Origin of the sequence: Methylophilus glucosoxydans, from assembly GCF_042676145.1 — a bacterium.
Lineage (GTDB): Bacteria > Pseudomonadota > Gammaproteobacteria > Burkholderiales > Methylophilaceae > Methylophilus > Methylophilus glucosoxydans.
In genome coordinates this window covers 430381-444578 of the sequence record NZ_JBHTJW010000001.1, presented here as the reverse complement: position 1 = coordinate 444578, position 14198 = coordinate 430381, and the positions used below count along the sequence as shown (strand labels likewise).

Genomic DNA, 14198 nt, shown 5'->3' with positions numbered 1-14198 from the left:
ATGATGAACCCTTCACGGCTGTTTATTTTAAGACCGGTGGCGACCTCGTTATTGATGGTCGCCATTCTGCTGGCGGGCCTGCTGGCGTATACCTTGTTGCCAAAAGCTGCCTTGCCGCAGGTTGATTACCCGGTGATTCAGGTGGTCACGCTCTACCCCGGCGCCAGTGCCGAGGTGATGGCGATGAATGTGACCTCACCGCTGGAGCGTCAATTTGGCGCTATGGCTGGCCTGGCACATATGTCCTCTGCCAGCTCTGGCGGCGTTTCAGTCATTACCTTGCAGTTCAGCCTGAAAAACAGCCTCGATGTTGCCGTGCAGTCGGTACAGGCGGCCATGAACGCGGCCAGTACCTTTTTGCCTGCGGATTTACCCTCCCCGCCCATCTATAACAAGGTGAACCCGGCCGATGCCCCGGTGCTGACGCTGGCCGTGACTTCGCAGAGCCTGCCATTGCCCAAGTTACGCGATCTGGTGGATACACGCATGGCGCAAAAAATTGCGCAGGTGAGTGGCGTGGGCCTGGTCAGTGTGGATGGCGGGCAAAAACCGGCGATCCGCATTCAGGTGAATCAGCCCGTGCTGGCGGCCTACGGGCTGGGCATGAATACGCTGCGCACCATCATAGACAGCGCCAACTCCAACCAGGCCAAAGGCAATATTGATGGCCCCTTGCTGGCCTATGAACTCGATGCCAACAGCCAACTGCGGTCCGCAGAGGAATACCGTAACCTGATTATTGCCAACACCGGTGACCGGCCCGTGCGCCTGCGGGATGTGGCTGAGGTGAAAGAAGCACAAGAAGACTTGTATATCTCTGCCTGGGCCAATCAAACGCCCGCCATTCTGGTCAATATCCGCCGCCAGCCCGGCGCCAATGTGATTGAGGTGGTCGAGCAGATTCGCGAGCGCCTGCCCGGCCTGACCGCGGGCTTGCCGGCCGATGTCAGCGTCAGCGAACTCACTAACCGCACGCATACCATCCGCAGTGCGCTTGAAGATGTGCAGTTTGAGCTCATGCTGGCCATTGCCCTGGTGGTGATGGTGATCTTCCTGTTTTTGCGCACGGCGGCGGGCACCGTCATCCCCAGTTTGACTGTGCCGTTGTCGCTGGTGGGCACGTTTAGCATCATGTATGCGGCGGGCTTTAGCATCAACAACCTCACCCTGATGGCGCTGACCATTGCCACCGGCTTTGTGGTCGATGATGCCATTGTCATGATTGAGAATATCGCGCGCCATATTGAAGAAGGCGAGACGCCGATGAATGCCGCCATCAAGGGCGCCCGCCAGATCGGTTTTACCATCATCTCGCTGACCTTTTCACTGATTGCGGTGCTGATCCCCTTGCTGTTTATGGGCGATGTGATTGGCCGCTTGTTCCGCGAGTTTGCCGTCACACTGGCGGTCGCCATCCTGATTTCGGCGGTAGTCTCGCTCACCCTGACGCCCATGCTGTGCGCGCGCTTGCTCAAACCGGCCAAAGCCCCTGTCGCAAACCAGACTAACCTCATAGACCGCATCATTGCCTATTACGGCAGAGGACTGCAGGTTGCCTTGCGGCACCAGCCGCTGGTATTGCTGCTTGCCGCCGCCTCGCTGGTGCTGACAGTCACGCTGGTGATCAGCATCCCCAAAGGCCTGTTCCCGACCCAGGATACCGGCTTTATCCAGGTGATGACTGAGGCCAACGGTTCGGATGCCTTCAGCGTGATCAGCCACAAGCAGCAAGCGGTGGTAGAAGCCATTTTGCAGGATGCCGATGTAGAAAGTATTTCTTCAGTGGTAGGCGTGGATGGGGTCAACACCACGCATAACAGTGGCCGTATGCTGATCAATCTCAAGCCCTACCCGCAACGCCAGGCCAGCGCCAGCGAGGTCATTACCCGCTTGCAATCTCGCCTGGAGGCCACCGCCCCGCTCAAGCTGTTTATGCAACCGGTGCAAGACCTGACGCTGTCAGACCGTGTCAGCCAGACCCAGTATCAATACCTGCTGACCAGCACTGACCCGCAGGCCTTGCAAAGCGCGCTCCCCGGCTTTATGCAAGCACTGCGCAAGCTGCCGCAACTGACCACCGTCACGCATAACCTGCACAGCGACGGCCTGCGCGCCGCCGTGACCGTGGACCGCGACAGTGCCGGGCGGTTGGGCATTACCATGGCGGATGTGGACAATGCGCTCTATAGCGCCTTTGGCCAGCGCATGATCAGCACCATTTTCACCCAGGCCAATCAGTACCGCGTAATTCTTGAGTCACAACCATCCTCGGCCTCAGGCTTGCAGGCGCTGGATCAGGTTTATGTCACCAGCAATACCGGGCGCCAGGTGCCGCTGGCGAGTATCGCCCGCATCAGCGAGCAACCGGCGGCGCTGGTGGTGAACCGGGAAGACCAGTTACCCTCGGTCACCATTGGCTTTAACCTTGCCGACGGCTATGCCCTGGGGGATGCTGTGGCCGCGATTGATGCAGTCAAACAGCGCATGCAATTCCCGGCCACCATGATTAGCCGCTTTCAGGGCGCGGCTGCCGCCTTTAATGCCGCACTCGGCAACGAATTATTTTTAATGTTGACCGCCATCCTCACCATGTATATCGTGCTGGGCATTTTGTATGAAAGCTATATTCACCCGCTGACCATCCTCTCCACCTTGCCTTCTGCTGGCGTCGGCGCCTTGCTGGCCCTCATGCTGACCGGACACCCGCTCAGCGTGATTGCTATCATCGGCATTATCCTGCTGATCGGCATTGTGCAAAAAAATGCCATCATGATGATTGATTTTGCGCTGGAGGCCGAGCGCCATCATGGCAAGTCGCCTGAAGAAGCCATTTATAAAGCCTGCCTGCTCAGGTTCCGGCCTATCCTGATGACCACGCTGGCGGCGCTGTTAAGTGCCGTGCCGCTGGTCACCGGCGATGGCCCCGGCTCAGAATTGCGTGCGCCGCTCGGCATTGCCATGATAGGCGGCCTGTTAGTAAGCCAGCTGCTCACCTTGTTTACCACGCCTGTCATCTACCTGATGTTTGACCGCCTGGCCCAGCCTGGTCAGCGCAAAGCTGTCGCACACAGCGAGGCGAACCCATGAGTGGGCTCACGCTGTTTTTGCGCCGCCCCGTGGCCACCACCTTGCTGGCACTGGCCATTGCCTTGCCCGGCATAGCCGCTTATGTGGCGCTGCCGATTGCCTCGCTGCCGCAAGTGGAAATGCCCAGCATCGATGTGTTTGCGCGGCTGCCCGGCGCCAGCGCCGAAACCATGGCTTCCGCCGTTGCCTCGCCGCTGGAGCGTTCGCTGGGCAATATTGCCGGCCTCAACGAAATGACCTCCAGCAGCACCAAAGGCCAGACCAGGGTCAGTTTGCAGTTTGATCTGGACCGCAATGCAGACAGTGCCGCACGCGATGTGCAAGCGGCCATCAATACCGCCATCCCCTTGCTGCCAGCCGGCATGCAAAGCAACCCAACCTGGCGCAAGAGTGGCCCGACCATGATCATGCATATCGCGCTGACCTCGGACCGCTACAGCCAGTCCGAGCTGTACGATGTGGCCTACAGCTTGGTCGGGCAGCGCATCTCGCAAGTGGATGGCGTGGGCCAGGTCAACGTCAATGGCAGCGCCTTGCGGGCGGTCAGGGTAGAAGTGAATCCGCTCACCGCCAATCAATATGGCATCAGCCTGGACCAGATCCGCACGGCCATCGCCAATGCCAACGCCCATTTACCCAAAGGCTTTATCGAGAGTGCCAGCAAACGCTGGCAGCTGGAAGTGAATGACAGTAACCGCCAGGCGGCCGATTTTCGTGATTTGATTGTGGCCTGGCGCAATGCCGCCCCGGTCAGGCTGCGCGACATTGCCGAGGTGAAAGACTCGGTGCAGGAGCTGCGCAGCGCCGGCAGCGTCAAGCAAAAGCCCGGCGTGGTCATCGCGGTGAATAATATCCCGGGCGCCAACATTGTCGCCACGGTTGATGGCATCAAAGCCTTGCTGCCCAGGCTGCAGCCCTTGTTGCCGCCAGGCATCGCCATGGAAGTGCTCATAGACCGCAGCACCATCGTCCGCAAATCGTTAGAAGAAGTCGAACACAGCCTGCTGATTTCGATTGGATTGGTGATCGTGGTGACTTTTCTGTTTTTAAAAAGCGGGCGCGCGGCGCTGATTCCCAGCATCGCCATTCCGGTGTCCTTGCTGGGGACGCTGGCCGTGATTTACCTGTGCGGTTTCAGCCTCAATAATCTGACCCTGATGGCGCTCATTATTGCCACCGGCTTTGTGGTGGATGATGCGATTGTGGTAGTCGAAAATACGGCCCGGCACATTGAACATGGCCTGAGCCCCTTGCAGGCGGCGCTGCGGGCAGTGCACGAGGTGTCATTTACCATTATCGCCATGAGCCTGGCGCTGATTGCGGCATTTATCCCGCTGCTGTTCATGGACGGTGTGGTCGGGCGCATGTTCCGCGAGTTTTCAATCACGCTGGCCAGTGCGGTGATCATTTCATTGCTGGTGTCGCTGACACTGACACCCGTCCTCTCCTCCAAACTACTGCGGCCGCAAGCAGCAAAGCATGGCGCAAAGGCTGGTGGCGCTGACCATACGAGTCCCGCTCCAGCCAGGCAGAACCAGCCCTGGCCAGCCTCAGTGTATCAGCGTGTGCTGCGCTGGAGCCTGCACCACAGGCGCCTGATTCTGCTGCTCTTCACCGTGGCCATCGGCAGCAACCTTTATCTGTATACCCTGGTGCCCAAGGGCTTTTTTCCGCTGCAAGATACCGGCCGCTTGCAAGGCAACTTCGAGGGCGACCAGAATCTGTCGTTTTGGGCCATGCGTGAAAAAGTGGCCCAATTCATGCAGATCATCGCCCGCGACCCCGATATCGATACCTATTATGAATACACGGGTGGCTTTGGCGGCGGGCAATCCAATACCGGCATGCTCAATGCGCGGCTGAAACCCCGTGCAGAGCGCCAGGCCTCCGCGCAGGAAGTGGTGGATCGCTTGCGCCCGCAACTGGACCGCGTGGCTGGCGCTTCGTTACGCTTGCGGCCACAACAGGAATTCAATATCGGCTTGCGTCCCGGCTCGGCAGAATACCAATACACCTTGCTCTCCAGCAGCGTAGACGATTTGCGCCAGTTTGCTCCCAAACTCAAGGATGCCATGGCCAAGCTGCCGCAACTGACTGACGTCTCCAGTGATGCACAAGACAAGGGCTTGCAGATTAATCTGGTGGTGGACCGCGATGCGGCCACGCGCCTGGGCATCACCCAGCAGCAGATTGACAGTGCCTTGAATGATGCCTTTGGCCAGCGGCTAGTCTCCACCATTTACGAACCACTTAATCAATACTATGTGGTGATGACGGTGGCGGCCCGCTTTGCACAGGGGCCGGAGTCCTTACAGAATATCTACCTGACCAGCCTGAAAAACCAGCGCATTCCGCTGGCCAGTTTTGCCCACTGGCAACCGGTGAATACGCCCCTGGCGGTCAACCACCAGGGGCAGTTTGCCGCCGCCACGGTCTCGTTTAACCTGGCTCAAGGCTATGCGCTGGATGCCGCCAGCCAGGCCATCGAATCGACCTTTGCCGCGCTGGTGCCGCCAGAGAGCATCCATGGCACCTTTGCCGGTAAAGCCAAAGCATTTCAGGATTCCATGGATAGCCAGCCGTGGCTGATCCTGACCGCCGTGATCGCGATCTACATCGTGCTGGGCATGCTGTACGAAAGCCTGATCCATCCGCTGACCATCCTCTCTACCCTGCCCTCGGCGGGCATAGGCGCCTTGCTGGCCCTGTTATGGTTTGACAGCGAGTTGACCATTATCGCCATGATAGGCATTGTGCTCCTGGTGGGCATTGTCATGAAAAACGCCATTATCATGATTGATGCGGCGATTCATTTGCGGCGTGAACACGCGCTCTCTGCCGAAGCCGCCGTCACCCAGGCCTGCCTGCAACGCTTGCGGCCCATTTTAATGACCACGCTGGCGGCGGTGCTGGGGGCGGTGCCCTTGTTGCTGGGTGTCGGCGATGGTGCTGAAATCCGCCAGCCGCTGGGCATCTCCATCGTCGGTGGCCTGCTGGTAGGGCAAGTACTGACGCTGGTCACCACGCCCGTGGTTTATCTGTATCTGGATGATGCGGGACGTTGGCTCAGCCAGCGTTTCGGCCTCTCGTTAAACTCAAATTCTTTGAAGAATCAAACGGTATGAACATAGTCAAAATGTGGGTGCTGGCCATGGCAGGCCTGATGATACAAGGATGCAGTGTCTGGCAAGACTATGTACGCCCGCGCGTCGAGATACCGGCACAATACAAAGAACCGCCGCCTGCAGGCTGGAAAGTGGCCGAGCCCGGTTCACCAGAACTGTCTGCGGCCTGGTGGGAACGCTACAACGATCCCCAACTGACCGCCTTACTCACGCAAGCCAATCAAGCCAACTATACCATCCTGATTGCGGAGGCCAATTATCGGCAAGGGCTGGCACTGGCGCGGGCGAGCCACTCGCCGCAATTGCCCGCACTCAACGGGCAGGCAGGCGCCACCCGCGGAGAGACCACCAATACCACTGGCGTGCGCAGTGATTACAGCATTGGCCTCAATGCCAGTTGGGAGATGGACTTGTGGGGCAGAATACGTAACAGCGTGATTGCCGGCGAAACCAATGCCGAAGCCACGGCCGCCGACCTGGCAGCGGCCAAGCTCTCGGTCCAGTCTACGCTGGCACAAACCTATTTTCAGCTCAGGATTCTGGACTCGCAAAAGCTGCTGCTGGATAACACGGCCAAAAGCTTTGATCGCTCACTCAAGCTGACCACCAACCGCTATAACGTGGGCTTGGCCTCGCGCACGGAAATCGCCCAGGCCGAAACGCAATTGCGCAACACCTTGGCGCAGTCGATTGATATCAGCGCCTCGCGCGCGCAACTGGAGCATGCGATTGCAGTACTGATCGGCAAGCCGCCAGCAGAGCTGTCTATCCCCGAACAACCATACAAGGACGTGGCCAACTTGTCCCTACCCGCCGCGAATACAGGCTTGCCTGCCAGCCTGCTGGAACGCAGACCAGACATTGCCGGGGCTGAGCGCAGGGTCGCCTCCGCCAATGCACAGATCGGCGTTGCGCGAGCGGCACTCTTCCCCACGCTGACGCTGGGCGCGACCTTTGGCTATAGCGACAACAGCCTGAGCAATCTGCTTTCGCTGCCTAACCGCCTCTGGTCACTGGGCCCCGCGCTGGCCGGGCCGATTTTTGATAATCAGTTGCGTAGATCGAACACCAATGCGGCCATTGCCCGCTACGATGCCAGTGTCGCCACCTATAAACAAACGGTGATTAATGGCTTGCGCGAAGTTGAGGATAATCTGGCCTTGCTGCGTATTCTGGAGGCGGAGGCAAAAGAACAGGAAACCGCCGTCAAATTTGCACGCGAAGCCGTCACCCAAACCGAAAACCGCTACCGTGCCGGCATCAGTGAATACCAATACGTGGTCAACGTGCAGTCCACGCTGTTGAGCGCCGAGCGCAACCTGCTCTCCATCACCGGGCGCAGGCTCAATGCTTCAGTGGCTTTGATGGTGGCACTGGGTGGCGCTTACGTGCTGCCCCAGTCTAACTATTAAGTCTGAACAGGCCACTGGATAGGTGCAACCCCATTGAGCATGGGTTTGGCAAATAAAAATCCCTGAAACAAATCAACGCCAGCAGATTGTAACCAGCACCATTCTTCCACGGTCTCTACCCCTTCGGCCACAATCGTAATGCCCAGCGCATGGGCACACTCAATCAGCGCCCGCACAATCGCCTGCTTGGGGCCATCCTTGTGAATATTTTCAACAATAAGTCTATCCACCTTAAGCTTCTCAGGCTGAAATTTGGACAGCAAGGTCAGCCCGGCAAAGCCGGCACCAAAATCATCAATCGACACGCTAATGCCTGCCAGACGTAATTCCCTGATGGCGCGCTGAAAGTCATCAAAGTTGGCAATAGACTCTTGCTCGGTGATTTCAACGATGATTTGCTGCGGCTTGAAATCAAACTGTGCGATGTAACTGAGCAGCTTTTCCACCGCATTGGGCACCCGCACCAAAGACATCGGCAACAGGTTGATGGATAACTTGATCGGTCCCAGTTGCATCTGCGATGCCAGGGCCAACGCGTGCTGCTTGGATTCCAGATCGAATACATATAACTCCTCGGCTGACAATCCCTCAAAACACTGCCGCGGGGTGCCGCCAGACGGGCTGCGGATCAGCGCTTCAATCGAAGAGATCAGTCCGGTCAGCGGAGAAACAATCGGTTGAAATGCAAACTGGCAAGCCGCCTGCTGAATGCGGGCAGGATTCACGACATCAAACGGGGATGGTTGGGGCTGAAACTGCCAGTCTTCCGCGTGCAGTGTCCGCTCGCCATCGCTCCAGCGGGAGGTGGCAAAGGCCGTGATCAGTTTGATAACACGGTCATGATCAGGGAGTGACTCGCCGCTATTAAAGGTAGCCCCCTCTGACAACAGGGCATAAATGTCTTCACCATACACCTTTTGCACATCAATGCAGTACATGGACCAGCCGCCAAATCGCCGCGCAGGAGAAAAGTCCTCCATCAGCTTGACCACATTACGATGCCTGTCATCCAAGGTAATCAGATGATAAAGCAGCTTGATGGCAATATCCGGGCCTTCCAGATATTGCAGAAAATAGTCGCCATCGTATAAGAGCACGCCTGAAATGGCATTCTTTTGATTCTTTTCAGCAGCAGCGTCAACCAATGCAGCAAGTTCATCCCCCACCAGCTGCTTCACTGAGCGACTTTTATACACCAATACCGTAAACATATTTATTACAAAAACAAATTTATATTAATGTATTATACAAACAAAAATTAATCTAAACATAAAAACATTATCTAAAACAGCAAAAAAGTTAGATGTTTCAGCGGAAAACCGTCAACACTGTAGTGGGGAGATGTGACACTTTTATTTTTAAACCCTGTCACCCGCACATTCAGGTGTGACATCGCATGCTGGACGCGTGAATGGAGGCTGGCATTGCGCTAATCGCCCGCTGCTAGCTGAGACTGGAAATCGTCGCCCCCAGGGTGATCAGGCCAATGCCCATGATTTGTGCCGGGCTTAGATGCTCGGCAAACAAATAAACCGAGACCAGTGGCACGGTGGCATAGGCAATGCCAGAGATCAAATGTGCCTTGGAGAGGTCGGTGCGAGACATGAGCAGCATCCAGCAACAAAACGCCACCAGTAGCAGCATCACCCCACCCACCAGCGCAGGCTGCAGCAACAGTGAGCCGGCAAAGGCAAAAAAACTCTGCCAGCTTTCCAATGAGGCCGCGCCGACCTCCAGCGAGGCCATCTTGAATAACACCTGACTAAACGTATCGCAGAAAATCAGCAGTGAAAATAACCAGACGACACTGGCGTTAGATGTTCTGGTCAAAGTTTTCATAAGCAAGCAATTTGGCCAGACAAGCCAGCGGTTGATTCAGGAAGCGGTTGGTATGTTTAAACAGCAAATAAGTGTCTTCAAGCTCGGCACCCAGTCTTTTCTTGACCTCGTAGGAGGCCTGCCCGCTTTGAAACTGCGTGATGCCATCGCGCAGGCACATCTCGATGTTATAGATCCAGCTTAAGAAGTAAATATTGTGCTCCGCCGCGACAGGCTGGTGCATGCCGATGTATTTATCCATCAGGGTATGGCCATTGTGCAGCAGCATGTTAAACGCAATCAGTTTGCCTTCGAGGTAATACAGCACAAAGCGGGTATTTTCTGGCATCAGGCCCGCCACAAACTCAAAAAAGCTGCTGGTCAGTTTTTCAAACTTCAATTCGCTGCGCTCATAGGTTTCGAGATACAGCTGGTAGATTTCGTCCAGATTGGACGGCATGCCCTGCACTTCACGGATTTCAATCTGCGAGCGTTTTTTGAGCTTTCTGCGCAGGTCTTTGCGCGTGGCATAACTCAGGCTGGCGAAGTAGGCCTCCATCGAGTCAAATGCGATCTGATTAACGGCGACCGGCATGTTTCTGAGCGTGCTGTAGCCCAGCGCATTGAGCGGGGCACCCACTTTTTGCAGGTCACGTGCCAGCACATCTTTAAAGGCAATCACCGAGGCACCGGCTTTGGCGGCGATTTTTTGCAACTGCGCATTGAGGGCCTGCATCATGGCCGGATCAAACGGATAGTCAGGATGCAAGGTCATTTTGCAGGCATCCGTGATTGGCGAACCGACGCAAAGTAATTTGACCCGCATGAGGAAAGGAATACGCTCGCGGACTTTTTGCAGCAAAGGTTTCAGGCGCCCTTGCACCGTGGTATCCAGGTTGTAATCGGTGATAAAAAACGGCGCCAGGCAAACAATGACCTGATTTTTCTTGACCGCCAGGTAACCGGTTTTAAAGCCCTGCACATTGGCGGAGTCAAACGCCAGATGCAAGCGGTAGCCTTCGAGATCATCCTTTAACAGCGTTTTCCAGGTTTCCTCGGGAAACTTGGCGGCACTGTAGCCAATTTCGACGTCAAACACAGGCGTTTCGGCACTGAGGTTGGAATCCATATATAAGGCAGTTTGCATGATTAGATCTTTCTCAAAATAAGGACACCGCTGGTACCACCAAAGGCAAACGAGTTACTCATGACATACTCGAGATGCTGAACGGGTTGCGCCTGGTTGGCCACGTAATTCAAATCACATTCCGGGTCCGGGCTGTGCAAATGCATGGTGGGCGGCAAGGTGTTTTGCTGCAAGGCGACAATGCAGGCGACCAACTCGACCGCGGCCGCAGCGCCCATCAAGTGACCATGCATGGATTTGGTGGAACTGACCGGAATCTGCGCCGCCGCCTCACCAAACACTTGCTTGATCGCACGGGTCTCGGTCACATCGTTGAGCTGGGTGCCGGTGCCGTGAGCATTGATATAGCTGATCTGCTCAGGGTTGAGGCCGGCATCTTGCAAGGCTTTTTGCATGGCCAGGGCCTGACCTTCGACCGAAGGCTGGGTCATATGGCTAAAGTCATTTGACGTGCCAAAACCGACAATTTCCGCCAGAATATGCGCGCCGCGCGCACTGGCATGCTCGTAGGTTTCGAGCACAAACACAGCCGCACCTTCACCGAGCACCAGGCCCGTTCTATCGGCGGAAAACGGTTTGCAGGAGGCTGCAGCGGCTTGCGGGTCTTCTTTGGCCAGCGTACGCAACGCCTCCCAGGCCTTGATGGTGCCAAAGGTGAGCAAGGCTTCACTGCCGCCGGCCAGCGCCGCTTCACAGCGGCCAAAGGCAATCTGTTTGGCGGCTTCGCCTATGGCAATCGCGGCAGAAGAACATGCGGTGGAAATGGTTTGATTCGGGCCAGCCAGCTGGTATTTGGTCGCAATTTGCGAAGCAGCCGCACTGTTCATCGCCATGAGTACTGTAAACGGTTTGAGCCGGTTCAGGCCCTGCTTGAACAAGCGCGCATAGCCTTCTTCCGTGGCGGCAGCGCCGCCCATGCCGGTGCCGATAAAGCAACCAAGCGCGTCTGGACTGAAGGCAGCCAAATCGATACCAGACTGCTGCAAGGCTTGCTCGGCACTATGCAAGGCAAACTGGCTGACGCGGTCGAGCAAGGCCAGCTCCTGGCGGCTGAAATGCTGCTCTGGCTCAAACTGGCACTGGGCAGCAATCCGCGTTTCGAGTTGCTCGGCAAACTCGGCCTTGAGCGCAGCGATCCCAGACACCCCGTTCAAGAGATTTTGCTGAAACGCGGGCACCGTATTGCCCAATGGCGAGACGATGCCCGCCCCCGTGATCACCACCCGGCGCGGCATGCTCATTATGCGCTGGCCTCGGTCTTGAGCAAGTCGTCCAGCATGCGCACCACATCTTCTACGGTGGCAATCTCTTCTGAAGGGTTAGGCACCTTGATGCCATACTGATCTTCAGCCTGGAAGATAATGTCAAAAATATCCAGCGAGTCCAGGCCAAGGTCGACCAGCTTGCTCTGCGGTGTAATCGTCTTCTGGTCTATCTCCAGCTTGTTGGCGATCAGGCCGCTGACGACTTCAAATGTATTCTGTGTATTCTGCATAAGCACTCCTTACTTATCTCACTTCTAGTGATCAGGCGTTAATCACGGACAAACAAAACTCTGCACTGCGTCTGGCGATATCATCCTTGCGCTTGTCCAGTGTCACCACGTGGTAGGTATCGCCGATATAAAAGGTTTCCACATGCTTGCTGGCAATTTCTTTTTCTACCAGATAGGCATTTTTAAGGCTGGCCATGTCATCCTCGGTCGAGTGCACAATCAATACCGGGCAAGTGACTTGTGGCAACTGCTTGCGCGCTGCGCGGATCAATTTGACACTCTGGTAGATGACGGTCGCCGGGGTCTTGAAATAGCCGATTTTTTCCGAGGTACGGGCATCCTTGTTTTCAAGCACGGCAGCCACCATGGCGCGTGTACGCTCGCACTTGATGCCATAAGGCGCGGTTTCTTCCCACTGCATGACATAGCGCAAGGGCGAATACAGCACCAGGGGCAACAAAAAGCGTTGCTTGAACAGGGGGATATTCCAGCCGTCATACACAAAGGTCGCCGACAACAGCACCACGCCAGCCACGTCTTTGCCGTGTTTGGCAGCCACCAGCAAGGCAATCAGTGCGCCCATGGACAGGCCTGAAACAAACACGCTTTTATAATGTTTGCGCATCTCGAGAAAGACGGTTTCAATCGAGGTAAACCACGCTTGCCAGCGGGTGCGACTCAACTCCTGCACCGAGGCACAATGCCCGGCCAGCACCGGGCACACCACAGACAGGCCTTTACGGGCGATTTGCTTGCCGTAATGTTTCATTTCTGCAGGCGTGCCGGTCAAACCGTGGACCAGTAATACGGCATGTTCTGACTGTTGCAGCCAGAAGCCGTTTTCGCCTATCAGTTGTTGCAATGTGTTCATGTGTTGCTCCCTAACAACCCAACGCCGGCCACAATGAGCAAGGCCCCCAGCCAGCGCTTCATGCCAATCTGTTCATTTAGCGCCAGTCGTGACACCAGCATGATCAATACAATGGTGATGCTATACATCGGAAAAGCCTGGCTCAGCGAAGAGGCGGACAAATAGGTAATCCAGATCACGTATTCCACCACGTAGACCAGCAAGCCGGCCGGCACATGCCAGCGGGTCAGGCAAGACCGTAACAGCGCCATCGGCGAAGCTTCTACCGTGGTTTCCGGTTGCATGGCACCCAGCTTAAACAAGGTGGTGCCCAGCGTATCCAGCAGGACGGCTGCGACAAATAATGCGCCGGTATGTATCATCATGCGCCCCCCTTCAGGGCATGCAACAAGCGCAGGTTGGCAGCAGCATTAACCTGGGCGGCAACCTGCACAGCCTCACGCGGATGCACTTTGCGGTCTAAATAAGAGGCGATCCATTTGAGTGGTGAACGGAACCGCACCGGCGAAAAGTCGCCCACCGTATCCGCACCTATGAGCTGTTTATGCTGGCTGAGCGCTTGAATGACGGCGGTGACGGTGGCCAGAGGCAGACTCCCCTGCTCCCAGTTGGTCTTGGCGTCTGCCGCTTGCAGGCAGTCTTTATCAATGCTGATATAGACCTGCTCAGTCTCTATATACGACAGCACCTCTTGAATCCCCGTCGCCAGGTCTTGCGCCAGCTTGCTGTGCAAAAACAGGGGCTGCGGCGCATTCACCTGCACCTTGCGATAAGGCAACAAAATGATTTTTTGCTGCAGAAAGCTTTCTACATCGCCTTTTTTAAACTGATCGTAATCAATATCGCCACTTTCGAGGCCGACGATGATCACGCGGTTGACCTGTGGCAAACGGGCCAGTTGATAGACCCAGGTACCACAATGATACTGATGCGGTGGCTGCATCCAGTCAGGATGATTGTCAAACAGCACCACCGTCAACGGCGTTTCAAAACGCACAATCAAGGCCAGTGAGATATGGTGGTAGTCGCCGGAACCAATCAGCGAAAATTGCGGCAGGCTTGTGCGCGGCCGCAACTGGTTGGCCATGGCGGCAAACGCCTTGGCCGACGCCCACAGGCGCGTCGCCGTTTCATGCTGGCGCATGGCATGCAGCACCGGCTGCACCCCTTGCGCGTTCAGCATGGCCAGCTGCGCCTGAATGCTGCCATCAAAATCGTAGGCGACCACTTCCATCTCAAGCAA

11 protein-coding genes are annotated in these 14198 nt (G+C 56.2%); 3 read left to right on the top strand and 8 right to left on the bottom strand.

Annotated features, from left to right (window positions below):
• The 3 genes from ACFQ1T_RS02145 to ACFQ1T_RS02135 are packed head-to-tail and all read left to right on the top strand — an operon-like array spanning position 1 to position 7624.
• A complete protein-coding gene (locus ACFQ1T_RS02145; protein WP_379073632.1) occupies positions 1–3087 on the top strand; it encodes an efflux RND transporter permease subunit in 3087 nt (1028 codons plus the stop codon).
• Complete coding sequence (locus ACFQ1T_RS02140; RefSeq protein ID WP_379073630.1) at positions 3084–6212, top strand: efflux RND transporter permease subunit; 3129 nt, start codon at positions 3084–3086, stop codon at positions 6210–6212. Before ACFQ1T_RS02145 ends, ACFQ1T_RS02140 begins: the two co-directional genes overlap by 4 nt.
• The gene (locus ACFQ1T_RS02135) at positions 6209–7624 is read left to right on the top strand and encodes an efflux transporter outer membrane subunit (protein WP_275356720.1); all 1416 of its coding nucleotides are present in this window, start codon (positions 6209–6211) and stop codon (positions 7622–7624) included. The genes ACFQ1T_RS02140 and ACFQ1T_RS02135 overlap by 4 nt, the downstream gene beginning before the upstream one ends.
• Here ACFQ1T_RS02135 and ACFQ1T_RS02130 read toward each other — a convergent pair.
• The 8 genes from ACFQ1T_RS02130 to ACFQ1T_RS02095 form a co-directional block, all read right to left on the bottom strand.
• On the bottom strand, positions 7621–8835 hold the full coding sequence (locus tag ACFQ1T_RS02130; protein ID WP_379073628.1) for a diguanylate phosphodiesterase: 1215 nt from the start codon (positions 8833–8835) through the stop codon (positions 7621–7623). The genes ACFQ1T_RS02135 and ACFQ1T_RS02130 overlap by 4 nt on opposite strands.
• A 232-nt stretch (positions 8836–9067) precedes the next feature.
• Complete coding sequence (locus ACFQ1T_RS02125; RefSeq protein ID WP_194749370.1) at positions 9068–9463, bottom strand: hypothetical protein; 396 nt, start codon at positions 9461–9463, stop codon at positions 9068–9070.
• Positions 9438–10589: a GNAT family N-acetyltransferase gene (locus ACFQ1T_RS02120; RefSeq protein WP_338656656.1), complete on the bottom strand. Its 1152-nt coding sequence runs from the start codon at positions 10587–10589 to the stop codon at positions 9438–9440. Before ACFQ1T_RS02120 ends, ACFQ1T_RS02125 begins: the two co-directional genes overlap by 26 nt.
• Before the next feature lie 2 nt (positions 10590–10591).
• Positions 10592–11830 (bottom strand): beta-ketoacyl-[acyl-carrier-protein] synthase family protein, encoded by a 1239-nt coding sequence (locus tag ACFQ1T_RS02115; protein ID WP_379073626.1) that lies wholly within the window; start codon positions 11828–11830, stop codon positions 10592–10594.
• On the bottom strand, positions 11830–12084 hold the full coding sequence (locus tag ACFQ1T_RS02110) for a phosphopantetheine-binding protein (RefSeq protein WP_379073624.1): 255 nt from the start codon (positions 12082–12084) through the stop codon (positions 11830–11832). Before ACFQ1T_RS02110 ends, ACFQ1T_RS02115 begins: the two co-directional genes overlap by 1 nt.
• A 31-nt stretch (positions 12085–12115) precedes the next feature.
• A complete protein-coding gene (locus tag ACFQ1T_RS02105) occupies positions 12116–12955 on the bottom strand; it encodes an alpha/beta hydrolase (RefSeq protein ID WP_379073622.1) in 840 nt (279 codons plus the stop codon).
• Positions 12952–13320: an EamA family transporter gene (locus ACFQ1T_RS02100; RefSeq protein ID WP_275356714.1), complete on the bottom strand. Its 369-nt coding sequence runs from the start codon at positions 13318–13320 to the stop codon at positions 12952–12954. The genes ACFQ1T_RS02105 and ACFQ1T_RS02100 overlap by 4 nt, the downstream gene beginning before the upstream one ends.
• A complete protein-coding gene (locus ACFQ1T_RS02095; protein ID WP_379073772.1) occupies positions 13317–14189 on the bottom strand; it encodes an arginase family protein in 873 nt (290 codons plus the stop codon). Before ACFQ1T_RS02095 ends, ACFQ1T_RS02100 begins: the two co-directional genes overlap by 4 nt.
• Between the last annotated feature and the right edge of the window lie 9 nt (positions 14190–14198).

Excerpts from the sequence above, each read along its gene's own strand:
- ACFQ1T_RS02145 (WP_379073632.1), top strand. The coding sequence starts at position 1 with ATGATGAACCCTTCACGGCTGTTTATTTTAAGACCGGTGGCGACCTCG.
- ACFQ1T_RS02140 (WP_379073630.1), top strand. The coding sequence starts at position 3,084 with ATGAGTGGGCTCACGCTGTTTTTGCGCCGCCCCGTGGCCACCACCTTG.
- ACFQ1T_RS02135 (WP_275356720.1), top strand. The coding sequence starts at position 6,209 with ATGAACATAGTCAAAATGTGGGTGCTGGCCATGGCAGGCCTGATGATA.
- ACFQ1T_RS02130 (WP_379073628.1), bottom strand. The coding sequence starts at position 8,835 with ATGTTTACGGTATTGGTGTATAAAAGTCGCTCAGTGAAGCAGCTGGTG.
- ACFQ1T_RS02125 (WP_194749370.1), bottom strand. The coding sequence starts at position 9,463 with ATGAAAACTTTGACCAGAACATCTAACGCCAGTGTCGTCTGGTTATTT.
- ACFQ1T_RS02120 (WP_338656656.1), bottom strand. The coding sequence starts at position 10,589 with ATGCAAACTGCCTTATATATGGATTCCAACCTCAGTGCCGAAACGCCT.
- ACFQ1T_RS02115 (WP_379073626.1), bottom strand. The coding sequence starts at position 11,830 with ATGAGCATGCCGCGCCGGGTGGTGATCACGGGGGCGGGCATCGTCTCG.
- ACFQ1T_RS02110 (WP_379073624.1), bottom strand. The coding sequence starts at position 12,084 with ATGCAGAATACACAGAATACATTTGAAGTCGTCAGCGGCCTGATCGCC.
- ACFQ1T_RS02105 (WP_379073622.1), bottom strand. The coding sequence starts at position 12,955 with ATGAACACATTGCAACAACTGATAGGCGAAAACGGCTTCTGGCTGCAA.
- ACFQ1T_RS02100 (WP_275356714.1), bottom strand. The coding sequence starts at position 13,320 with ATGATGATACATACCGGCGCATTATTTGTCGCAGCCGTCCTGCTGGAT.
- ACFQ1T_RS02095 (WP_379073772.1), bottom strand. The coding sequence starts at position 14,189 with ATGGAAGTGGTCGCCTACGATTTTGATGGCAGCATTCAGGCGCAGCTG.